A 21,712-nucleotide genomic window follows, 5' to 3' on the forward strand; every position below is an offset into this window, starting at 1 on the left:
CCGCACCCGCCACGTCCTCAACCCGACGCACACCGCAAGACCCAGCAGGCCATACGACGTCGGAACAGCGCGCACCCCGAACAGACCCGCCTCACGACTCCGCACCCCAACACGCGGCCCCACACAGCGCGTGACATCACCAGCCCCAGCCCAACCACTCCAGCCCAGCCCCGCCCCGCCTCAGCAACCCCGCGCGCCGACCTCCGGAGAGCCCCACACCCTCGCCGAGAAGAAGCACCCGCCCCACCCCGAGCGAAACGGGCTCAAGCGACGGCACCCGGACACGCGGAAGTACCGGAGCAGGACCGATCCGAACCCCGTCTCGCGCCGGCCAATAGCCGGCACACCGCACCCCGGTCAACCACCGTGCCGGACGGGAAGAACACACGAAAAGGCCCCGGTCCCCCACCGAAGTGGGAGACCGGGGCCTGCCGTCACTGGGAGGAGCACTCCCCGCGGGGCTCTACCAGGTCTCGTTGCCCTCGTAGATGCCTTCGAACACCACTCGCCTCACGTCGCCGAGTTCCAGCGGCTTCCGCAGGAGACGGCGCAGCCACACGGACGGCGTCACCTTCTTGAGGTGCCCCGGACCGATCTCGACCGAGACCCACCGGTACTCCTCGACGTCCCGCAGGACCTTGGCCCCCGGTGCGTACAGCTCCTGGGCGGCCTCCAGCTGCCCGGCAGGAACCTCGACGAACCACTTGTCCGAGCTCCGCTCCCACGGCCGCCGACCCTTGCGGGGAACCTCCACCTGCAGGGTGACCGCCCCCTGGCCCTCATCCGTGGCGACCTTGGCCACCAGGCCCTTGATCTCGAGGAAGTAGCAATCCAACATGACAGCTCCTTGGCTGTAGACAGCCGGGGAGCGCCCGTGCGGGCTGCCCTGGGCACTCTGCCCTTCCCGGCACGACGCCGTCCGCGTCGCGCCAGAGCCGGGGGCAACCGCTGCGAAGCGGTGGTTGCCCCCGGCTCTGGCGTGGGGCAGGCTCGTGTGCCGGGAAGGGCAAGTCCCAGAGCACCCCCTCTGGTGCCTCCGAATGCCTCAAAGCGCGACGCAGGCGAACCGGTCCGGACATCGGTCGGCCTGCGGACTGCCAAAGCAGAGGGGCGGGAGGACCTCAGCTCATGGACGGCATACCGAAGGCACGCCTACCGGCACGCGACGGGTGACGAAGACTCGAAGGCACGCCGACGAGGACAACCGGCACCAGCGACAGCACACGCTCTCCCGCAGACACGAGCAGGACAGCGCCCGGCCACCGCCATGCGGCACACCGAGCGCACAAAAAAGGCCCGGTGCCCGCCGGGGATCCGGCGGGCACCGGGCCTTCTCGCTCTCCCAGCACCCCCGGCACCCGCCGCAGTGACGCACGGGGACCGAGGGTCGCCGCCGCTCAGCTGCACCCCGTCGTGGAGCTGAGCGGCGATCGGGACGGGACTCAGTCGCAGTCGCCGTCGTGGAAGAGGAAACGGATGCCGCGCCAGCTCTTCTTGCCGGACTTCGACCCGCTCGCGCCCTTGGCGAAGGACATCTCACCGGACCCCGGCTGGGAGAGCGCCACGGTCTGCACCGAGGTAGTGCCGAGGCTGCTGTCGCTGCACTGGCCGTCGTTGCTGGCCTCGTACCGCCAGACCACGAGGACGATGACCAACGCCACCACGAGGACCACGATCACCGTCGTGGTCGAGATGCTGCCCTTACGCATGTTCCCTCCTCTGGAAGGGGACTCGCCGCCTGCTGCGGCGCGTGGTGGTCCCCTGTCCGACGCGGGCCGACCGCGCTGCGCTGGGGGTGGGTGGCAACCGGGCGAGGAGCGAGCCCGGTTGCCACCCACCCCGGGCGTAGTGCAGGCTCAACGCGGCGGACTGGGGGGCACCAGCCACGCCCGGGCCAGTCACGGCAAGGGGTATGGCCGAACGCCAGGGCCGGTGATACGAACGACGGTGCATCGCACCACGGAGTGCCAGCGCTGGACGGACCGCGTCTTCCTCCGCGTCCGAGCTGGACCGTGCGCAGTCCGGTGGTCTGACCCGACGGCTCCGGGAATACCCGACCCGACGTGAAAGCAACCGGCAACCGTCCCGCCCTCCCAGCACGACAAAGGCCCCGGCGCCGCCGTTCTCGGCGGCGCCGGGGCCTACGCACCGAACGTAAGGAGTCCCGTTAAGACATACGGCACACACCAACGAGCGTCGGCGCCCGCCGCTTTGCGGGGACGCCGACGCTCGTCAGTAACGGATCAACGGGGGGAGCTGCAATCGGCGCAGGAGTTCCCGTACGGACCTTCGACGACGGCAGTGCAGCCGCACACCTCGCACCCAGTGGCGCTCAGGGTCGCCAGCATCTGCACGAGCTCTCGCGCGACGTTCTCCATGACCTCGTTCCTCTCCGCCGGAGAGGGGAGGGCCGCTCCTTGCGGTCCAGTGGTGGCCCCTGCCCGGCGCAGCTGATCCGCCTTTGGGGTGGGGTGGGGGCAAACACGCTTCTCGTTTGCGGCCGCCCCACCCCAAAGGCAAGCTGCGAGCGGCGGGCAGGGGCCCCACCACCGGACCGTCAGCCCCACACACCGATGCCCCGGTACCGCCAGGTGCGGTACCGGGGCCATCAGTGCAGCTGCGCGAGTTCAGTCGCCCTGTTCCGAACCGGACTCGCCCTCGTCGTCGGGCCGGGGAGGCGCAGGCCGGGGCTCGTGACCGCCGGCATCCGTCCACATGCCGCCCTGCTTCGCCATGGTGTGCTCCAATCTCAGCGACGCCGGGCGATGTCTCCGTCGGAGGGGTTCCGTGGTGGGCCCCTGCCCGGCGCTGCCGATCCGCCCGTGGGGCGGCTGGGGCAAACACGCTTCTCGTTTGCGGCCGCCCGCCCCACGGGCAAGCTGCAAGCGGCGGGCCAGGGACCCCACGGCCCCTGGCGACGGAGACGCTGCCCTCCGCCGCCGAGAAGGAGCGGAAGCGTGACCTGCCGGATGCTGCCGAGGCCCGGGAGGCGTCCGAGAACATCCGGGTCACTCGCCCTTCACTGGTCGGCATCCCGCCCGGCGTCGGCAGGAGCGTTGAAGCGGCGCCCCCGGGCGCTCCAGCTTGGCCACGGACACGTCGCCCTCCGGGCCACAGGCCACGCGGTCTGCGAAGTACATGAACCGACCGCACAACAGCAGGCGGGCCGCACAGAAAAGGGCGGCCCCTCGGGAGAGGGGCCGCCCTTCAAGAAGAGCCGAAGGAGCAGCTCAACCGCTCGCCTCAGTCGGTCACTTCATCACGCCCTTGAGGACCGCGACATCCTCGGAGCCGGCCTGGTCCGGGGGCGAGATCCGGATGATCTTCTCAGCGTCCGGGAACCTATCGCCCCCGGGCTTCCTGCCGCCGGGGATCTTGTCGCCGCCCTCGACCTTGATGGAGTCGTCCACGCTCCAGTTCTCGCGCAGGAGCTGCTCGACCATCGGCAGGTCGAAGGTCTTGAAGGCGTACTCCCGGACGCGGCTGCGGTCTCCCGTCGGTGCCAGCACCTTCAAGAACGCGCCCTTCTTGTCCGAGTAGATGGAGAGAGCGGAGATGCGGCCCTCGGTGATGCTCTTGCGCGACATCGTGTTTCCTCCTGTGCGGTCGCCGGGAGGGATGGCCGCTGCTGCGGCCCGGGGCTCTGTGGTCCCCTTCCCGGTGATCGGCCGACAGCGCCGCGTCGGGGCGGGGGGTCAACCGAGTGTGTCTTTCGCTCGGTTGACCCCCCGTCGTGGCGTGGTGCAGGCTCAGGCACCGGGGAGGGGGACACAGAGCCCCGGGCCGCGACAACGGGCAGTCTCGGCCTGCACCGGAGGGACAGCGGCAGCGGTACCGCCCGCCCGGCCACCCATATCGACCCGGCGCTGACTGGCGCGCCCGTGGGTAGAAACCACCGAGTGCCCGATCTCGCGAAACCACCATGAGGGGCGCACGGCTGGCGGCGGGGTAAGCGGAAGCACGGACAGCACCGCCCTGGGGAGGACACCAGCCCGAGCACCCGCCAGATCCCTCACCCCCGACCCCGAAACATCCGCCGGTCAGGACCCGGGTTCCATGGCCGAACTCCCACCTCACCAGCCCAGCACACGCACCCGGCCCGCCCCCAAGGCGCCTCAAACATGACAAAGGCCCCGGCGCCGCCGAGAACGGCGGCGCCGGGGCCGACTTGTTCAAGGAGCCGGTGAGCCTCAGCAGGTCAGGGCTTCTGACCCCTCAGCGCCCGCAGGGCGTTCTTCTCCGACTTCCGGACGATCTTCTCCACCAGGTCCTCGATCCTGTCGACATCGTCCTTGGGCACCGGCTTCTTCGCGGGCTTCTCCGCCATGGCGATTCTCCTCTTGGGACAGTGCCGGGCTCCTGGCTGGCTCCGTCTTCGGAGGGGCTCCTCGGTGGGCCCTGCCCGGCGCCGTCTTTCAGGGCCGGGGGGCGGGGTGGGTGCAAGCCACTCCTTCCCGGCTTGCACCCACCCCGTCCTCCGGCCCATCTTTTGAGCGCCGGGTAGGGCCCACCGAGGAGCCCTTCGACGGAGTTCAGGCGCCCGACACCGGCACCGCAGAAGGAAGCGCGACAGGCGTGGCGGCACGACGAGCCGCTGCCCGCGCTGCCGAATCCGAGTTGCAGCGGCGTGGCCGGCCAGGAGCGGTGAATCCGCACGACAGGGAACGCTGACTCTGGTGGATGTTCCGGCCCCCCACTCGGCAACATAGGAGCCAACTCCCCATCGAACACCAGGACGTCAGCTCGATTCGCTGCCGGCCTGCACTTGCACCCGCTCCGACAGACAAGCCGCTCACGTCGGACACCCGTTCACGCCCGGTAGCCCTGGCCCGCCCCCTCCAGCGATGGCCACCTTGCCCCGAGCCCCACAGCCATCGACACCCGCATTACCGATAACCGAAGCCCTATTGCATAGCTCGCTCCCCTCTGTCTAACCTCCCATAGTCTCCTCCCAGTACTTTGCGGAGATGGGGACCGTGACAGCGGAAGGGGCGAGGGAGCACCCGGCTCCCTCGCCCCTTCGTCGTCGCTGCGAGATGCGCTACTGCGCGGACAAGCGCTCCACTCCCCCACGCGCGTAGCGGCCGAAGCGGCCGGGGGCCAGCCCGTTGCGTTCGGCGGTGACCTCGAACTTTCCGACCGGCCAGCCCAGCAGCTGCGCCGCCTCCGCGCTGCTGAGGCTCGTCTCGATCCAGGCGTGCCGGTCGGATATGGCCGCGGTGACAGCCGCCGGGTCGAGGACGTCCAGGTCCTCGATGGCGTACAGCGGCCACCCCCGGAAGTCACCGACCGGCGCCAGGGTGCCCTGCTCGGCCAGCAGTTGGACGTCGGACCGCTCCACCTCCTGGCCCGTGCGCTGGGCGAGGTGTTCCGCGGCTTTCTCGGAACCGAGGCCGGGGTGGTCGCCGACGGCGGCCCGGATCTCCTCGACGCGGTCGGGGAGGGTCTCGACCAGCTCCTTCGACCAGCGTTTCTGCTCGGTGTCGGGCTCCGGCACCAAGCCGCGCTCCCTGGCACGCTGCAGCTGCCAGGTCTTCAGGCCAAGGTGACGGCTGAGCTGTACCGGACCGAATGTCTCGCGTCGCTCTGCTCCGCGCGCACGGGGGGCAGCTGACCGGCTGCCGGCGTCGGCAGCGGCGGGGGCAGCGGGCTCCTGCGTCGGTTCAAGGGCGGCCACGATGTCGTCGACGTGGTCCGGGAGGGTCTTCGCGAGGGCGTAGGACCAGCGCTTGTCGTCGATGTCGGGAGGGGGGATGAGTCCCCGGTTCTGGGCACGGCGCAGCTGTGACTCCTCGATGCCCAGCCAGCGGGAGAGCTGTACGGGGCCGAAGTCGGCACGGTTCTGACTCACGGTGCTTCCCTCCGCTTGGCACGGGTACACGCGATGTGACGGCAGGCCGGTGGAGCGGGGCCCAGTTCAGTTTCTCGCGCGGCACTGACATTTAGCGTTGTCCTTGGCTCTTCTGGATCTTCGAGGGGCTGCGTAGGGTGCGTCGGGTCCGGTTCTTCCGGCACGGCTGGATCACTGACCGAAGCGTCTGCTTGCAGGCGACTTCTCAACGCTGATCGACGGCTGGACGAACCGCCCGACGCACGTGCGTCCCTGTTGGGAACCCGTGGCCGCGCCCGGCGTGGACCACTGCTACCGAATGTCCGGTCAGCACAACCCTGCGGAACACGCGCTCAGGGGCCGTGGCGGATGTCCCGGGCGGCAACAACACTGCGCCGAGACGGGATACAGCCGTTGAGAATCCACCTGGGCATCGATGTGGCCTGCCGGGCCTCACACCGTGCCACCTGCACCGACGCCACCGGAGAGGTCCTCATCTCCGGACGACGTTTCACCACCACCGCTGACGACCTCGAACGGTTATGGGCGACCCTGCCGGCCTCCGACGACATCATCGTGATCATGGAACCGACCCGTAACGCCCGGGTGCCGCTGGCAGCCTGGTTCCAGGACCGTGGCGCCACGGTCGTGCTGGTGCCTCCGGAGCAGTCCTCCGACCTGCGCGACTACTACAACAAGCACACCAAGAACGACCGCCTGGACTCCCGCGTCCTGGCCCGGCTGCCGCTCCTGCACCCCGAGGGCCTGCGGTCCCTGTCGGACACCGGCCCCGCACACCCCTTGCGCCGCGCCGTCCGCCGCCGCAGCTCGCTGGTCGAGCGCCGCACCGCATCCTTCTACCGGCTCGACGCCCTGCTGGAGCTGATGGGACCCGGCTGGGGCAATGCTCTGGGCTCAGGCGCCTACTGCAAGGCCGCCCTCGCGGTGCTCCAGCGCACCGGCGCCGACCCCCACGCCCTCCGCCGCCTGGGCCCCAAACGGCTGACGGCCCTGCTGATCCGCCACAGCCGCGGACAGTGGCGCGAGGACCGCGCCGAGAAGATCACCCAAGCGGCCCGCGAAACCCTCAAGCTCTGGCCCGCCGGCCTGCTCGACTACGCCGAACTGGCCGAGGACATCGCCGCTGAGGCCCAGCTCGCCGACCACCTGAACACGCAGATCACCATGCTGGAGGACCGGATCGCCGTCCTCTACGAAGAAGCCGACCCCGGCCGGATCATGGCCTCCGGGCCGGGCCTGGGCGTCATCACGGCAGCGGGCATCCTCGGACGCCTGGGAGACCCCAACCGGTTCACCAGCCTCGCGGCCATCCGCTCCTTCACCGGACTGGTGCCCCGAGTCAGCCAGTCCGGCCTGACCGGCCGCCACGGACCGCCCACCCGGGCCGGCGACCCGGGACTACGCGAAACCGCCTTCAAGGCCGCCGATCTGGCCCGCCACGTCGACCCCACCCTGGCCAGCCGCTACCACGACCTGGTGGTCGACAAAGGCAAGCACCACAACTCCGCCCTCTGCACGCTCGCCGCGATGCTGATCACACGACTCGCCGCATGCTGACGCAACGGCACCCTCTACGAACTCCGGGACACCGACGGCCGCGAGATCAGCGAAGCCGAAGGCCGCGCCATCTGCGCCACCCAACACAAGATCGACAAGACCGAGCGCGCCAAGACACTGACCCGCAGGCGCAGCCAACGCCTCAAAGACACCACGACGAGCCGACGCGATCAGGAGTCGCTCAGCGCTCCGGCAGCCGGCTCGTCTGCGAACCAGCCTACGAACGCCGCCCGAAGAACACCACAACGGGCTTGACGTCCGTTAGGAACTCAGCGGGGCAGGGCGCGCTGGTCAGTACCGGACGCCCGGGGGCTGATCGGGGGTGAACATCGGGATGAGGTCGGCGTGCAGTTGGGGCCAGCGCAGGTCCTTGGCGATCTTGGATGCGGGGACCCAGATCTGGGCGCCGTCGTGGTCCCGCCAGCTGGAGAGACTGAAGGAGTAGCCCCGGATGCCTCCGGAGACGGAGGGGTGGGCGCGCCATTCGACCCCGGCCTCGGTCAGGGCACGTTCGAAGGCGTTCCTGCCGAGGCCGCGGGCCGCGTCGCGCGCGGCCCGTATCCGGGCGCGCAGTTCCTCCCGCTCGGGGCGCGGCGCTCCCCTGCTTCGGCTTGCCGCTCTTTCCGGGCGGGTTACCTGGGGGGCGATGCGGTTGCTGCGTTCCTCGGCGTTGACCAGTTTCCAGATCCGCTCGATGTCGCGGACGACGGGCCAGGAGCGGTGGTAGTCGAAGGTGTCCCGTACCAGCAGGCCGGTCCAGTCCACTCGGCTGATGGTGAGGTGGATGTGGTCGTCGCCGTGCCGTACGGCGACCCAGGGGCAGTTGCCGTATCCCATCCGGGTGACGTAGCGCTCGGCGATCCGGGCCCAGGTCGTGTCCGGGAGGATCGGGTCGTCGGGGGCGGTGCGCAGGGCGCAGCGCCAGATGGGGCGGGTGATGTCGCCGCGGCGGGCGGTGTGGGCGTCGATGAGGTGTGCCAACTGGTCGACGGAGCCGGGGATGTTGCCCGTCACCAGTCGGGGGTTGACGTGTTCCTCGTCGCGGCCGGGGCCGAAGTCGTAGCGCAGGGCGCGGTCCGCGCGGCGGCCCTTGGTGATTTTGGCGATCACCGTTGCTGTCCGGCGGTGTTCTCGGGCGCCGCGGGCAGGCCGCGGACGTGGAGTGCGGCGTTGCCGAGCCGGGTGAGGGTGGCGTCGGCGGCGGCCGGCAGGGTGCCCTCTTCCCTGGCGAGGTGTATCAGGCCGCGCAGTTCCTCGGCAGCGTTGACGAGCTGCGCGTATGCGGTCTCGTTGATTTCGGGGACGCGGGGGATGTCGCCGGGGACACCGGGGTGCCCGTTGAGGGATTCTTCGACGACTGCCCGGACCCAGGCGCCGAGTTCTTTGCGTTCGGTCTGCTGGCGGGCTTTCTGCCAGCGTGCCAGTTCCTCGGCGTTCAGCCGCACGCTGACGCAGTGTGTGCGCTTGCTGTCCGCTCTCCCCCGCACCATGTCGCATCCCCCTCGGATCACTGGTCACAGACGTAACACGGCACCCACCGTAATGCGGTAGCTGGCGCTGTACGTGCGCGGGTGGTGTGTGACCGGGGCGTCCGGACCGATAGCTACAGCTGGGGTGTGCCAGGCCGGGGACGATGGACGCTCGGGGCCCCGGCCGTCAGCCGTACCGCCGGTTGGCCAGTTGCCGGAGTGGATGTGGGACCTCCTTCGACCGCCGGCGATGCTGTGGGGAAATCTTCTCTGCCCACGCCCTGGGTCTTTGCGCGTGCATGTGGTCAGATGGGCCGGACTGATGAAGGGGACCGTCTCGTTGAGGAACATACGCGACGGCTCTCGCAGTCTGGCGAGGTGCCCCTCAGGGGGCATGTGGAGCCCTCGGAGCGGGGGTTACCGTCATGGCGGGGATTCGGCCCTGCCACAGGCGAGCACCGGCACAACCGCAGCCAGGGCACGCAGAAAGTAACAGAAGCAATCACAGCGCGCCGGCAGAGGTGTGTCGTCCGTCCCGGAGAATCATCTTCTTTCCACACCTGTTCGGGCGTTCTCCGGGACAGAGGTGACGCCACAGCTCTCGGGACCGCTCGCGCTGCAGTTCAGCACAAGGAGAAAGTGCCATGGCCGCCGCTTCGCCCAACGGCCGGGGAGCTGCCGCAACGCACCACCCGGCGGCAGCTGCCGCGTCGGTGTCCGCCCGCCAGGGGCAGACGGACACCGACGCCCTCACCCTCGCCCCTACGTGCGCGGCCGCCTTTCGTGACAAACGGCTGAGTTTGATGGCCATGGGCCTTCTCGGGTTGCTCGCCACGCACGAGGCGGACTCCGGTGACAGTGACATGGCAGAAGCCATCGCGGAGTACGCCACTGACAGCGTTCCCGCAATCAGGACGGCTCTTGGGGAGCTGGAGGAGTTCGGCTACCTGGTGCGTGACCGGTCCGAGGGTCCGGATGGGATGCGAGGTCCGGGCTCATACCGGCTCGCGGGGGAGATCGCGCCGCCGCGGATGAAGGCGACGGAGGCACAGGAGGACGCGCCCCGGGCTTTCGACGGCGCTGCTGAAGAGCGTGTGCCTCGTGCGGGCAGCGGCGTGCGGGCGAAGACAAGTGGCTGTGAACCGGTTGACGGTGCGGCGCATGAAGGCCTGGCCTCGGGTGGATCGTTTCTGGTGAGCAGCCGGGTGCAGGGAGTGCTGCTGGCGTTTCCAGATGCTCTCCGGGAAGCGCTGCGAACCACTGCGCGCACGGACCGCCCGCGTGTTCTGGTCACCGCCATCGAGCGGGAGTTGCGTATCGCAAGCCCGAACCGGCTGGCCGACCGGATTCGACGTCGATGGGTCACCCGAGGGTACGGGCGGCTGCTGGCTGTGGGCGCGCTCAAGAGGCCGGTGGGAGCGGCAGTGGCCATGGTCAGGTCGGGTCCCTGCCCGGATCCGCGGTGCGAGGACGGCCAGCTGGAGGAGGGGACGCCCTGCCGGGCCTGTGCGGAGCGCGAGAAGGACAGGCGAAGCGAACTGGCCGGCCATAGGGGGACGATGCGCCAAGCCGTCCCGGCGTCCTGTTCCTACTGTGGCGCCGGAGTGAGTTCGGATGGGGAATCTTGCGATGCCTGCGTATCGGGGACGGAAGCGGTCGCCGAGGAAGTCGCCGAGCTGGTCGAGGAGGCGGTGCGGGGCTGGGCTGCGACGGCCAGCGTCTCGGTGGCGGAGGCGCGGGAGGCGGTAGAGCGTGCGGTGAGTCGCGCCCGCACGGACGCTACTGAGGCCGGGGCCTCCCCCGCCGGCCAGGCGCTGGCCGCGCGCCTGGCCGCACTTGAGGAGATCCGGCGCATCCGGACGGCGGGCGATGAGACGGGGGGCGGATCTCAAGCTGGTCTGGGTGCAGTCACAGGTCGCCGGAGCCACTCGGGTGCGGGTTCGGATCGGCCCAATGTTGCGCGAGGGCCGGATGCATGTGCAGGTGCTGACAGTTCGGGTTGTCCTGAGGGGCGGGCTGCTGTCGGAAGCACAGGTTTGTGCGTGCGCTGTCGCAGGAGAGTGGTGGAGTCACAGGCGCGGGGCGATGTGGGAGGAACTTCATGAGTCATCCGGGGCAACTGACGTCCGGTTGCCGAGTTCCTCGCCCTTACACCGCCAGGAGCAGCGCTTCCTTGACTGCGAATCCTTGGTTCGAGGGCGAACTCAGTGCGCTCATGGGAGGCAGGGGTTTTTCAATCGCGGCGAAGCCGCCAGCGGGCGGGAGAAGAGACGGCTGCAGATGTCCACGTGCGTCAGGCGGGGTTCGCGGCGAAGCCGCCTGCAGCGGGCAGTCCCGTGTGCGTGCACGGCTGGCAGAAGGAGTTCCGGTACTCCCCTGCACCTGCAGGTCGCCTGCGGGGCGCGCCTCTGTGCTTTTAGAGGCGACGAGCGTTATCGCAGGTCAGAGCGTTGTTGAATAGCCTCTTTCCGTGTTTCGAATGACGTTTTCGGAAGTTGGAGTTGCCTATAGGCAATCCATGTTCGATTCCAGATCGCCGTCGTGAGAAGCTGTGACGCGGCAGTGATGTGCCTATAGGCAACTGCTCAGTAGCATCTTCGTATTCGTATTGCCTATGGGCAAGATCGCAGGTGAGAGGAGGGGTATGGGGCAGTCGAGCGCAGTCCGGCGGCTACCGGCGGTCAACCGCGGGACGGGCGAGATCGTGCAGCTTGAGTTGCTGGGCCGCGAATCGTTCCAGCAGGAAGAGGTGCGGGAGAGGCCGGTACTGCCAGGAGTCCGATACGACTGGCAGCCCCACGCGGGACGCCACGTGAACGTTGCCAAGTCCTTGATGAGAAAGGTCTGGCACAAGGACAGCGGTTACCGTCAGAACGACCGGGACATCTTCGGGTTCTACGTGGCGCACTCGCCCGAGCGTGCCGAGCCGCTGCGCATGACCTTCAAGGAGATCGCGCAGACTCTCGGCATCCGGCCCGATACCGTGGCACGGTCGGTGGGCAAGCTCCACGCTGGCGGGCTGTTGTTGGAAGCCGAAAAGGTGGGCCGGATGAAGTTCTACCGAATCAACCCCCGCGCTGCGTACGACGGTTCGGCATCCGACCAGACACGAGCCGTCCGGGACGCCCGGTACCCGGTGGTTCCCGCTCCGAAGGCCCCACCAGGACCCCGGAAGAAGGAGGCCATGTGACCTTTCCCGCGACACCGCAGTCCGAGCTGCCCTTTACTCCTGAGCTGATGCACACGCTGCTACTGGCCACCTGCGAGGCTCCCGGAGCCGACTTCCGGGTACTGAGCTACTACGCGACGGCGGTGCCGCTCGGCGAGACGGTGCGCAAGACCGCCAAGGAGATCGCGCAGGCCATCCAGCTGAGCCCGCCCAACACAGGGAAGAGCATCCGCCGGTTGGTCGAGGGCGGCTGGCTGCAGGTCTCCTACCGCATGGGCCGGGTGACCTTCTACCGAGTCGGGCCGCGCGTGACCGCTCTGGCCGCTGAGTCGGCCGAGAGCGACTCTTGTGCTGTCGCCAGCGTCAGCTATCTGCCGAGCGCATTCGGGGCGGAGGAACAGTGACGCCACCCTCTTCGACCGTGGGCCTCTGATTCCTCTCCGGAAAAGCGGGTGGGCCGAACAACAGCTCAGCCCACCCGCACAGGAGTTCACTGGCCGAGCGCGGCGTACCGGCGCCGGAAGTCGGTGAGGTATCCCGCCAAGTCGTTCTGCTCCAGTCGCTCACCACCACGTCCACCCTTGGGCTGGATGGCGTGCTCGGCACACAACTCCTCCAACTCTCGCAATGACGGTTCCACACCGCCGTTGTCCTCGAGTCGCTGCGCCCACACCCGGTAGACGCGCCAGCCCATCCGGTATCGGCGCAGCGTGCTGGGACTGATCTGACCGCCGCTTCGCCCCGCCATACCCCTGACCCAGAGGTGGTCGGACAGGTCCTGTATGGCCGGTTCGGTTCCCAGCTTGTCGGTGAGTTCGGCCCACGCCTGGTAGTAACGGTCCACCAGAGTCGGGCTCCTGCGTCCCTCCCTCACTGGGCTCCCCTCCCCCGCCGGGCTCCCCTGCTGCGCCACCCCGTGTGTTTCCGGCCGGCTGCCGCCTGCGGCGACGTCCTGGCTTTTCGACACCGTTCCGGGGTGTTGCTGAGCCTCCGCAGGGCCCTCTGCCTTGACGTGGTGGCTCCCGTGCGGGCTCTCCCCCGACGCCCGTCCGGGTATCGCGTCGTCGCTGGATGGATCGGCTTCCTCGGGTTCTGGCTGCCGCTGAGGGAGGAACTCCTGCTGTGCGGCAGCCGTGGGCTGGGGATCACGGTCCTTGTGCCGTACCGGAGCTGTCCCGCCCGGCTGGGACGAGTTGCTCTCCCCCATCGGAGCGCCTGGGCTCGCGGCGCGGTTCGGTACCTGCGGCTCTGGGAGCCGGTCGTCCGCAGCAGGAACGGGCTGCGGGCTCCGGGAAAGGGCAGGGTTCGGCTCCACCCGCGTCGAGATGCCTGCCGGAGGGCGCTCGTCGAGCAGCGCCGAAACGTCGTTGTGCAGCTCAGCCGAGGGCACCGTCGTGGCCAGGGGTACTCCGTAGCGGGTCAGTTTGAGGGGTACCAACGCCTCGATGGGTGCTTTGCGGCGCCAGGAGCGGCCGTAGCGGGTGCGCAGCCGGGTCTCGTAGACGAGCCGGTCCTGTTCCATGCGGATCACCTCGTCGTAGCGGCGCAGCTCCCACAGCTTCATCCGCCGCCACATCCGGAAAGTGGAGGGGAAGGCCAGCAGCCAGCGGGAGAGCCGCACCCCCTCCATATGCTTGTCGGCGCTGATCTCGGCCATCCGCCCCGCGGCGTGCCGGGCGGCTTCCACCGTGACGACGAAGAGTACGGGGATGACCGCGTGCATCCCCACGCCGAGTGGGTCGGGCCAGGCGGCAGCGCCGTTGAAGGCGATGGTGGCGGCCGTCAGCAGCCAGGCGGTCTGGCGCAGCAGCGGGAAGGGGATGCGGATCCAGGTCAGCAGCAGGTCCAGCGCGAGCAGCACGACGATGCCCGCGTCCACCCCGATCGGGAAGTACGGCGCGAACGCGCCGAAACCTTTCCGCTCGGCCAGGTCACGCACCGCCGTATAGGAGCCCGCGAAGCCGATCGCCGCGATCACCACGGCACCCGCGACCACGACGGTGACAAGGATGCGCTGCAGCCTTGCCGCCCCCGCTGCGCTCCGCATCCTGGTGCCCCCCTGCTTGATCCTGAGGGGCAGTCTCTCACCGGCGGGTGCGACCAGCTCCGGCTGCCCGATGCGGGCCGGCGCCTCTCGCACGCTCGGACCACCGCTACGGCCAAAGGCTGGCTTTACCGCGGTAAAGCCAGCAAGAACACTCCGGCAGGAATCTTCCTAACGTGTCGTCGCTTCCTTCAGCTTCTGACGTTAGTAAGGTACCTTCCATGAGTTCTCCAGCCTCCGGCGACCGCGAGAAGGTCGTCTCCAAGCTGCCGGGATGGCTCCGGCAGAACCTCAAAGTGAGAGCGGCTCAGCACGGAGTCGAGATCCAGAGCGCAGTCGAGCAGGGCCTCGACGCATGGCTCGCGTTGGCCGCCACACCCAGCACCGTCGACACAGTCGGCGCCGACTCCTTCTCCACCTTCCTTCCCGCCGGCCAGTGGGACCGCTTCCGGCACGCAGCAGGCGACCGGAAGATCTCTCTCACCCAGGGCCTGGCCCAGTCCATCGAGTTGTGGCTCGAGAAGAACCCCGCACCCACCGTGCCGCCCGCGAAGTATCCGCGGCGCCGCATCATCTGCAACCAGAAGGGCGGGGTGGGCAAGACAGCGGTCACTGCCGGCCTCGGAGCGGCACTGGCCGAGGAGTCCGAGGCACTGCATCCCGTACGCATCTCCCGGCACTTCAGGGCCCGGTTGGAAGCCGCCGCACAGGACGACCCGCTGGAGGTGGAGAATCTTCCCGGCCTGGGCCGTCGCACGCTGCTGGTCGACTTCGACCCCCAGCGGCACCTGACCACTCAGCTGGGACGGGAAGAGATTCCCATGGACTCGTCCGTCGACAGCCTCAGCAAGCACATGACGGGCGAGGCCAAGGGAGACATCCACGATCTGGTGGTGCCGATCGGTGACGACCGCTACGGCGGCCGCCTGGACCTTCTGCCGGGCTGTCAGGACGGCTTCCTCCTCGATGTGGCCCTCTCCAAGGTCCGTTTCAGGGAAGCGGCGCTCGAACGTGCGCTGGCTCCGCTGGAAGCCTCCTACGACGAGATCATCGTCGACTGCCCACCGAGCCTGGGCCTGAGCATGGACACCGCCATCTACTACGGTCGGCGCCGCGAGGACGAGCCCGCCGGAAGCTCCGGCCCGATCATCGTGGTCCAGGCCGAGGACAGCAGCGCCGATGCGTACGACCTCCTCGTCACCCAGATCGAGGATCTGCGCAACGACATGGGCGTGGAGGTCGACTATCTCGGCATCGTGGTGAACCTCTACGATCCACGCCGCGGGTTCATCGCCACCTCGTCCCTGGAAGCGTGGATAGAGATCAAGGATCCGAAGGTGGTCGCTGTCATCGGCGACCTGACAGACCAGCGCAAGGCGGTACGGCTCAAGCAGCCGTTGCTGTCGTTCGCCCCGCGCGGCGAGCAGGCGGCCACCATGCGCGCACTGGCCAGGGAGATCTCATGAGCGGCCGCGTCGCAGACCAACTCGGAACGGGAGCCTCCTTCGGCCGGACCCGGGGCGGGGTCAGCGCCCGCCGCCAGGCCGTCGCCGCCACGACCGGCGCTCCGACCACCGGTGCCCCCGACAGCAGACTGCGGACTCTTCCGCTCACGCAGTTGGTGCCCACCCGTTTCAACCCGCGCCGGAACTTCGGCTCGGAAGAGAACCTGCTCGAGTTCGGAAAGCGGCTCAAGGCCAAGCAACTGCAGCCGGCCGTCGCCGTCACGCAAGAGGCATACCTCGCGTTGTGGCCGGACGAGGCCGACGCGGTGGGCGAAGCCGCTTACGTCATCGCCAACGGGGAGCGGCGCTACCGGGCGAGCCTGGCGATCGGTCTGCCCACCCTGGAGGTGGTCATCGATGACGAGGTGGCCCACTCCCGCGCTGACTTCCTGAACGCCATCCTCTCGGAGAACAACGACCGCGAGGACCTCGATCCCATCGAGCGGGCGCTGGGTCTTCAGACGATGGTCGACGAACTCGGCGGGAAGACCAAAGTCGCCGAGTACTACGAGAAGTCCGCGGGCTGGGTGACACAGCAGCTCTACTTGCTGGATCTGGCCCCCGAGCTGCAGGAGCTGGTGAGCTCGGGTGAGCTGCCGGTCCGCGAGACCCGGGCCCTGGTGAAGTTGCCCCCGGCCGAGCAGGCGACGGCCTGGAAGACGCGCGCGGCGAAGCGTGAGGAGGAGAAGGCACAGCCCAAGCCACGGCGCGAGAAGCGTCCGGCCGAGGCGGACGTCGAGCTCGACGGCATCCAGCAGCGGGACAGCTTTACCGCGGTAAAGGAGCAGACGGCCGGCAGTGGATCCGCAGAGCCCGCCGTTGCCTTTACCGCGGTAAAGGCCGACGAGGAGGCGAAGGGAGAAGCCCCGGGGCCGATGGCTCCGCTTCCCGACCAGCGACCGGCCCCCGCCGCTGCCGAAAGGGAGGTCCCCTGGGCCGACCCGGAGGCCCTGTGCGGACTGTTGGTGCAGCAGATGACACGCGCGGACCGGGTCGCACTGACCAGAATGCTGATCGACGTGAACACGAGCGACACGGGGGCGGGCACGGGTTTGTCATAGCTTCTGGACCCGCCAACATCAGCCCCGGAATCTGACAGCCCTCGGCCTCCGCAGGGGAAAACGCTCGTGCAGAAATGGCCCGGCCTCCTCGTCAGTGACGTAGGTGGGCCGGGCCTTACGATGCCGTCAGAAGCCGTGGTCGCTCTCGCCGACAGCGGCCACTCGCCGCCCGCGCGGCTTCGAACCCAGCTCCAGAGCGCCGCATGATGGAGTTCCTGATCGCCTGGGGGGGGGACCGGCGCATTCGTGTCGACTTTCGTGAGGAAGCCCGAGGCCGGGCCGAAGCACTGCCCCGACAACCAGCAGGACACGGCGGCAGAGGCCTCCGAGCAGCCGATCAGAGCGTTGGTCAGCGGTATCGCAGCAGACGGAATCCGCAGGCGCCCAATGCGTTCAGGTCCGTCACCGGATCCGATGAGCTGTCGACGAGTGCCGTGCGTCCCTCCGCTGTCCGAAGGGCGTTCAGCAGCAGCCCCACGCTCTCCCGGCCTCGCGCATCGAGGCGGCGGACCCAGACGAGTGCGCGGGCACCGGGAGGCAGAGTGGCCAACTCGTCCAGCACGGCCGGCAGCTCGCTGTGCGTGGACACCGAGCGCAGTTCGCCGAGCTGCTCCAGTGTGGAGGGTAGCCAGGCAGCGGTGGTGGTCGGGCTCTGGGGCACCGGCAGACTGTCCTCACCCGGTTCGGCTCCCCGGTCCCAGGCGTCGAACCATGACCACGGGTTGGCGTTCGGAAGGCTGAAGGGAGGCGATCCGTCCTTGGGTACGACGAGCGCGGCGTCGAGCATGCCCCGTCTCCAGTCGCCGCCGTCCAGGAACGCCGTCGTGTTGCAGGCGAACAGCCAGCCGCGCCGCTGTTCGTCGTCGGGGGACGGCTCGACGAGCTCCACCGGTTCCTCGTAAGTGTGCGTCAGCCACGTCTCGGCCTTGACCACGGCTGTGGTGAAGCTGTCGGCGAAACGCTGCCACGGGGGCGTGGGAGGGGCGGGAGGAGCGCCCAGTGAGGGGCGTCGACGGGCGTACTTCAGGACTCGTACGCCAGTTGTCTCCAGATGTGCGAGTCCGCCGGTCATGCCGTCGAGGAAGACGACCTTCCCGCCGTCGTTGTGGACATGCACAAGGTGCCCGGATACTTCGACTCCGGCCACCTGTCGCCGAATCCACACCACCCCGCGGGTGCCCGGTCCCGACTCCTGCGTAGCGCGGATGACTTCGTCCCAATCGCCGCAGGTCAACCGGTCGGCGCCGGGAAAGTACCGGCGAAGCAGAAGGTCCCACCACCCCGGCGCCTCGTGCGCGGGAGACCAGGGCAGCGGCACAGCTGGGGTGCCGGCGAGGCCGCACTCCACGGCGACGACACAGCCCCGTGCGTTGAGTCGACGCGCCTGGTCCTGGACCGGATGCGGCTTACGCGTCCGGGCGAACTCGGCCAGGTCGCCCCACAGGTCATGCGATGCGGGGTGGAAGGGGCTGCCACCGTTCTTGGGCACGACGACCGAGGCGGCCAGCATCGGCCGACCGGGATAGCCGGGCTGCGGCACGGCCCGACAGGCGAAGAGCCAGCTCGCGTCGTCCTCTGCGACTGGTTCGTCGGCCCGCAGCTTGACCAGATCCCTGTAGGTGGCATGCAGCCAGTCGACAGCGGCTTGTCGGGCACCGTTCTGGTCCACGTGACTGTCCCGGCCCGCCGCTCAGGCGCCTGTCGGTGGCTGAGCGGGATCGAGATTCCGGACGTACTCGGCCACTGGCAGGTGTGTCGGCGGCAGGTGGGGTGCGGCCCCGTCCTTGGGCACGACGACGACACGGACGAACGGAGCCTGCGTCTCGTCCCCCGTCTCCAGATGCTCCTGGGAGTCGAACCGAATCGCCCAGGCCCTTTCGTACTCGCGCGACAGTTCCGGTTGCAGGACCAGGGTGAACCGGTCCTCGTACGGCGAAGTGCGGAGAAAGGCGCGAGCAGCCTCGAGAGCGGCGTCGTGGGAGATCATCACGTGCTTCCGGGTGGGGCGAACGGGGTGGCGATTGAAGAGGGGGCCACGGTCAGGAACCGCGTCAACTTCTGTAGGGCATGTATCCGATGCGTATCACGTCCTGTTCGAGTCTGGCGAGTGTCCCGGTCTGGCCGTCGAGGAACGTCACACCATGCGGCGTGTTGATGACATTGAACAAGTGGCCGGTGCCGTCATCGCGGCGGATGCTCACGGCACCGCGTGCGTCGGGTCCGCGCTGTTCTATGTCCCGGATGATGTCGTCGTAGCTGTTCATGTAGTACTTGAAGCCGTCCGGGTGCCCGCTGCGCAATGCGGAGTTGGGCATATCGCCCCCTCCGTGCAGGGGAGCTGCGGACACCTCGTCGCCGTCCAGCCGTCGGTCGACCGTGACCACGTTGTTGGGGCAGTTGTGGGTGTAGCCGGGCTCCCACCGGTTGTTCAGGTCCCGCATCCACGGGAATTGGTCGTCCAGGAAGTCCTGAGCCCTGGTCGGATCCACCGAATCGTAGTGAAGGGCCCTCTCTTGGACCCGTTCCGTGGACTGCGCCAGGTCGCTCCAGTCCCGGCCCGCCCCGGGAGCTTCCCTGGCTCCGGCACGCGCGGCAGTCTCGGCGCCCTCAGCGCCCGCGGGAGCTCCGTAGCGAGCAGCTGCTGCTCCTTCCTTGGCGGCGACTCGCACTCCGGTGCGAGCGGCGCCGAGCCCCTTGGTACCGAGCAGTTCCGGGATGAGACGCCCCACCCCCTCACTGGGGTCCTTCTTGAAGCTCTCCACCAGCGCCTGTGGAATACGCTCCGGGTGAGCGGCCGTGGAGACCAGACCGGCGAGGGTTGTGTTCACGTTCTGGGCGTAGGCCGCCGGATGCGTCAGGTTGTACACGTCCAGCGGGTTGAGACCGCGGGCGAAATTGACGAGGCCGGCGCCGCCTTTGATGACCCCACCCGCGACATGGGTGAGTTCGATGGCCCCCGCCTGCATACCGTCCAGATAGGTGGCGGTGGCTCTGCTCAGTGGAGGCGGCTCCTTCGGCGCATGGGCGAGTGCGCCGCGCACCGACTTCGCTGCGACGCGGGCCGCCTCGTTGCGCTGGTGACGCGCCTCTCCCAGGATCTCCTCAGCCGTCTCCCGGTGGGTGTCCCCCGGGTCCTTGTCGGGCGGCGGATCCTCGTTCCGGGCCTTCTTCGACGCCGCCTCCCCCTTCTTGTACTCCGATACTGCGCGCTTGGCCTCACGCTGCGCCCAGCCGACGGTGTCTGCGAACGATTCCAGGGCAGCTGCGGCCTTCTCGCAGGCGTCGCTCGCGCGCATCCATTTCACCGGGTGCATGGGGAAGCTCTCCCGGAACGCCTTGGCGGCCTCCCCCTTCCAGTGAGAGGAGTCCAGCTTGCGCATGCCCTTGCCGACAAGCTCGAACGCCTTCTGGAAGTCCCGCAGATGCTTCGCCGAGGACCGGATGTCGGAAGGTGAGCCGTGTACCAGCTCGTTCGGCTCCTCTGTCTGCCCGAGTTGCTGCTCATCGACCGTCGCGCCCAGCGAGGCGGCCGTGTCATCGCCCCAGTCTTCGACCGTGTCGGCCGCGCCCTCCGCGCCGACAGCGTCCAAGGCGCGCCCGGTGTGATTCGTCCCCCAGTCGACGACCTCGCCGAGGCCGCGCTTCCCCTTCTCCCACCCGTCCTCGAGGGCGCCGAGACCGTCGTTGGCGAGGGACTTCCCACCATCGACGATGTCGCTGAAGGTGTCGGTGATCCCCATCAGTCCGAGCCTGCCGATGATGGCTTGTCCGGCCCGGCCGACTGCTGCTGAAGAGCTTGCTCCCCGGGCGGGGGGCCGATCGTCTCCCGCAGTTTGTCGTTCACGTCGTCCCGCAGCCCCGCCGCATTAACGATCTCCGTCGCGGGCGAGGCAGTCGCAGTGCTGGCGTCCCAGGCCGCGGTCTTCCACGCCTGGACGCTTGTCTCGTGCGCCTTCTGGAAAGACTCGGAGCTGTAGTCGGCGTCGCGGATCTGTGTGTAGGCGTTGTTGGACAGCACCGCACCCCAGTCCTTGCCGGTGATCTCTTCCTCGGTGGCGTAGGGATTGCCCATCCCGGCGTTCACGGCGATCTTGAGGGCGCCCTGGACGTACTGGTCCTGTTGGTGCAGCGTCCCCGCGGAGAGGCCGACGTTCTCGGCGAAGTCGTTCCCTTCCTGTACCAGGGCGCGTACGCCCCATTCCCAACGGTCGCAGAAGTCGCCGAAAGCCGAGGTCAGTCCGCCGTGTCCCAACTGGACACCGTTCAGCGCGACCTCGGAGAAGCCCCTGCCCACCCCGGCCTCCCCGACCATGCCGAGTTCCTCCAACTCGCCGAGGGCGTCGTTGATCCCCTTGGTGATGAGATCGAGCGCAGGCTTCGGCGCCGCCAGTTCCGGTTCCTTGCCGCTCATGCCCTCATCCCTCGAGATTCGTTCCCCTCTGCGCGGAGGCGCTGCTCGACCGTCGCCTGCTCCGGTACGACACCCGACACCGGTGGCAGCAGTGAGCCCTCCTCGCTCCCGGCATCCAGCGCGACGCCGCACGGGCCGGGTACGGCGGGTGCGATGTTGTCCAGCAGCCGCGCGCCGAGAACAGCCCGATAGCCGCGCTCCCCGTGCAGCTGCTGCATCAGGAGAAAGCCGGACAGGGTCCCCTCGTCGGAGAAGGCCATGATCCAGCGGATTCCGCCCAGCCGAATCGAGAACAGCCCTCCGTTGTCGTCGAAGGGCACCAGCACCACGGCCGCTCGGAACTCAGCGAGGAAGTCCTGGAAACGTCGACGAGACATTGTGGATGCCTCGGCAGCCCGTTGCTCGGAAGCCACCAAGTCCGCCAGTCGCACCATGCGCCTCTCCTGAACCTCCGAGCCTCTCGACGGACGCTTGCATCCTGACACCCGCCGCGCAGGGGAGACAACAATTTCCCTGCTCAGGCCTCTACAGGGAGCAGCCCCGTGACAAAGCGCGCGCAGCCCTGTGACATCACCAGGCTCGTCCTCACAATCCAGCTGACGGATCTTTTCGGGGGGTGTGATCGGGAAGCCTCGCATCAGCCCC

18 protein-coding genes are annotated in these 21,712 nt (G+C 68.7%); 5 read left to right on the plus strand and 13 right to left on the minus strand.

Annotated elements, in window-relative coordinates; translation table 11 throughout:
- Positions 1 to 463: 463 nt before the first annotated feature.
- The 5 genes from P2424_RS30075 to P2424_RS30095 all read right to left on the minus strand — a co-directional run bounded on the left by P2424_RS30075 (position 464) and on the right by P2424_RS30095 (position 5,851).
- Positions 464 to 838, minus strand: a complete 375-nt coding sequence (locus tag P2424_RS30075) for a hypothetical protein (protein WP_276479211.1) — start codon at positions 836 to 838, stop codon at positions 464 to 466.
- A 604-nt stretch (positions 839 to 1,442) separates the two neighbouring features.
- The gene (locus P2424_RS30080) at positions 1,443 to 1,709 is read right to left on the minus strand and encodes a hypothetical protein (RefSeq protein ID WP_276479212.1); all 267 of its coding nucleotides are present in this window, start codon (positions 1,707 to 1,709) and stop codon (positions 1,443 to 1,445) included.
- Positions 1,710 to 3,251: 1,542 nt separating this feature from the next.
- Positions 3,252 to 3,587: a hypothetical protein gene (locus P2424_RS30085; protein ID WP_276479213.1), complete on the minus strand. Its 336-nt coding sequence runs from the start codon at positions 3,585 to 3,587 to the stop codon at positions 3,252 to 3,254.
- 611 nt (positions 3,588 to 4,198) lie between these two features.
- Entirely contained in the window at positions 4,199 to 4,327 is a 129-nt protein-coding gene (locus P2424_RS30090) for a hypothetical protein (protein WP_276479214.1), read from the minus strand.
- A 714-nt stretch (positions 4,328 to 5,041) separates the two neighbouring features.
- Positions 5,042 to 5,851 (minus strand): hypothetical protein, encoded by an 810-nt coding sequence (locus P2424_RS30095; RefSeq protein WP_276479215.1) that lies wholly within the window; start codon positions 5,849 to 5,851, stop codon positions 5,042 to 5,044.
- A gap of 393 nt (positions 5,852 to 6,244) precedes the next feature.
- Between P2424_RS30095 and P2424_RS30100 the strand changes: the two genes are divergently transcribed.
- Positions 6,245 to 7,408 carry an IS110 family transposase gene (locus P2424_RS30100; protein ID WP_276474152.1) on the plus strand — a complete coding sequence of 388 codons (1,164 nt, stop codon included), beginning with the start codon at positions 6,245 to 6,247 and terminating at the stop codon, positions 7,406 to 7,408.
- Between the two features lie 291 nt (positions 7,409 to 7,699).
- On the opposite strand, the gene P2424_RS30105 is transcribed toward P2424_RS30100, so the two are convergent.
- Together P2424_RS30105 and P2424_RS30110 are read right to left on the minus strand one after the other, a co-directional pair.
- Positions 7,700 to 8,518, minus strand: coding sequence for a relaxase/mobilization nuclease domain-containing protein (locus P2424_RS30105; protein WP_276479216.1), 819 nt, complete (start codon positions 8,516 to 8,518; stop codon positions 7,700 to 7,702).
- Positions 8,515 to 8,898: a hypothetical protein gene (locus tag P2424_RS30110; protein ID WP_276479217.1), complete on the minus strand. Its 384-nt coding sequence runs from the start codon at positions 8,896 to 8,898 to the stop codon at positions 8,515 to 8,517. The genes P2424_RS30105 and P2424_RS30110 overlap by 4 nt, the downstream gene beginning before the upstream one ends.
- Before the next feature lie 2,593 nt (positions 8,899 to 11,491).
- On the opposite strand from P2424_RS30110, the gene P2424_RS30115 reads away from it, so the two are divergent.
- Both P2424_RS30115 and P2424_RS30120 read left to right on the plus strand, forming a co-directional pair.
- Positions 11,492 to 12,067: a winged helix-turn-helix domain-containing protein gene (locus P2424_RS30115; protein WP_276479218.1), complete on the plus strand. Its 576-nt coding sequence runs from the start codon at positions 11,492 to 11,494 to the stop codon at positions 12,065 to 12,067.
- Positions 12,064 to 12,450 (plus strand): winged helix-turn-helix domain-containing protein, encoded by a 387-nt coding sequence (locus tag P2424_RS30120; RefSeq protein ID WP_276479219.1) that lies wholly within the window; start codon positions 12,064 to 12,066, stop codon positions 12,448 to 12,450. Before P2424_RS30115 ends, P2424_RS30120 begins: the two co-directional genes overlap by 4 nt.
- Positions 12,451 to 12,536: 86 nt before the next feature.
- Here P2424_RS30120 and P2424_RS30125 read toward each other — a convergent pair whose 3' ends face one another.
- Entirely contained in the window at positions 12,537 to 14,093 is a 1,557-nt protein-coding gene (locus P2424_RS30125; RefSeq protein ID WP_276479232.1) for a DUF2637 domain-containing protein, read from the minus strand.
- Positions 14,094 to 14,311: 218 nt separating this feature from the next.
- Between P2424_RS30125 and P2424_RS30130 the strand changes: the two genes are divergently transcribed.
- Together P2424_RS30130 and P2424_RS30135 are read left to right on the plus strand one after the other, a co-directional pair.
- Positions 14,312 to 15,556: a ParA family protein gene (locus P2424_RS30130; protein WP_276479220.1), complete on the plus strand. Its 1,245-nt coding sequence runs from the start codon at positions 14,312 to 14,314 to the stop codon at positions 15,554 to 15,556.
- On the plus strand, positions 15,553 to 16,656 hold the full coding sequence (locus P2424_RS30135) for a ParB/RepB/Spo0J family partition protein (protein ID WP_276479221.1): 1,104 nt from the start codon (positions 15,553 to 15,555) through the stop codon (positions 16,654 to 16,656). Before P2424_RS30130 ends, P2424_RS30135 begins: the two co-directional genes overlap by 4 nt.
- Before the next feature lie 349 nt (positions 16,657 to 17,005).
- Here the strand turns inward: P2424_RS30135 and P2424_RS30140 are convergent, their stop codons facing one another.
- From P2424_RS30140 to P2424_RS30160, 5 genes are all read right to left on the minus strand, one after another.
- Positions 17,006 to 18,325: a YrhB domain-containing protein gene (locus P2424_RS30140; RefSeq protein ID WP_276479222.1), complete on the minus strand. Its 1,320-nt coding sequence runs from the start codon at positions 18,323 to 18,325 to the stop codon at positions 17,006 to 17,008.
- A 21-nt stretch (positions 18,326 to 18,346) separates the two neighbouring features.
- Positions 18,347 to 18,643 (minus strand): YrhB domain-containing protein, encoded by a 297-nt coding sequence (locus P2424_RS30145; RefSeq protein WP_276479223.1) that lies wholly within the window; start codon positions 18,641 to 18,643, stop codon positions 18,347 to 18,349.
- Between the two features lie 64 nt (positions 18,644 to 18,707).
- Positions 18,708 to 20,396, minus strand: a complete 1,689-nt coding sequence (locus P2424_RS30150) for a putative T7SS-secreted protein (RefSeq protein ID WP_276479224.1) — start codon at positions 20,394 to 20,396, stop codon at positions 18,708 to 18,710.
- Positions 20,396 to 21,067, minus strand: coding sequence for a hypothetical protein (locus P2424_RS30155; RefSeq protein WP_276479225.1), 672 nt, complete (start codon positions 21,065 to 21,067; stop codon positions 20,396 to 20,398). The genes P2424_RS30150 and P2424_RS30155 overlap by 1 nt, the downstream gene beginning before the upstream one ends.
- Positions 21,064 to 21,444 carry an SseB family protein gene (locus P2424_RS30160; protein WP_276479226.1) on the minus strand — a complete coding sequence of 127 codons (381 nt, stop codon included), beginning with the start codon at positions 21,442 to 21,444 and terminating at the stop codon, positions 21,064 to 21,066. The genes P2424_RS30155 and P2424_RS30160 overlap by 4 nt, the downstream gene beginning before the upstream one ends.
- Between the last annotated feature and the right edge of the window lie 268 nt (positions 21,445 to 21,712).

Source organism: Streptomyces sp. WMMB303, from assembly GCF_029351045.1.
In the GTDB taxonomy this organism is placed as follows: Bacteria; Actinomycetota; Actinomycetes; order Streptomycetales; family Streptomycetaceae; genus Streptomyces.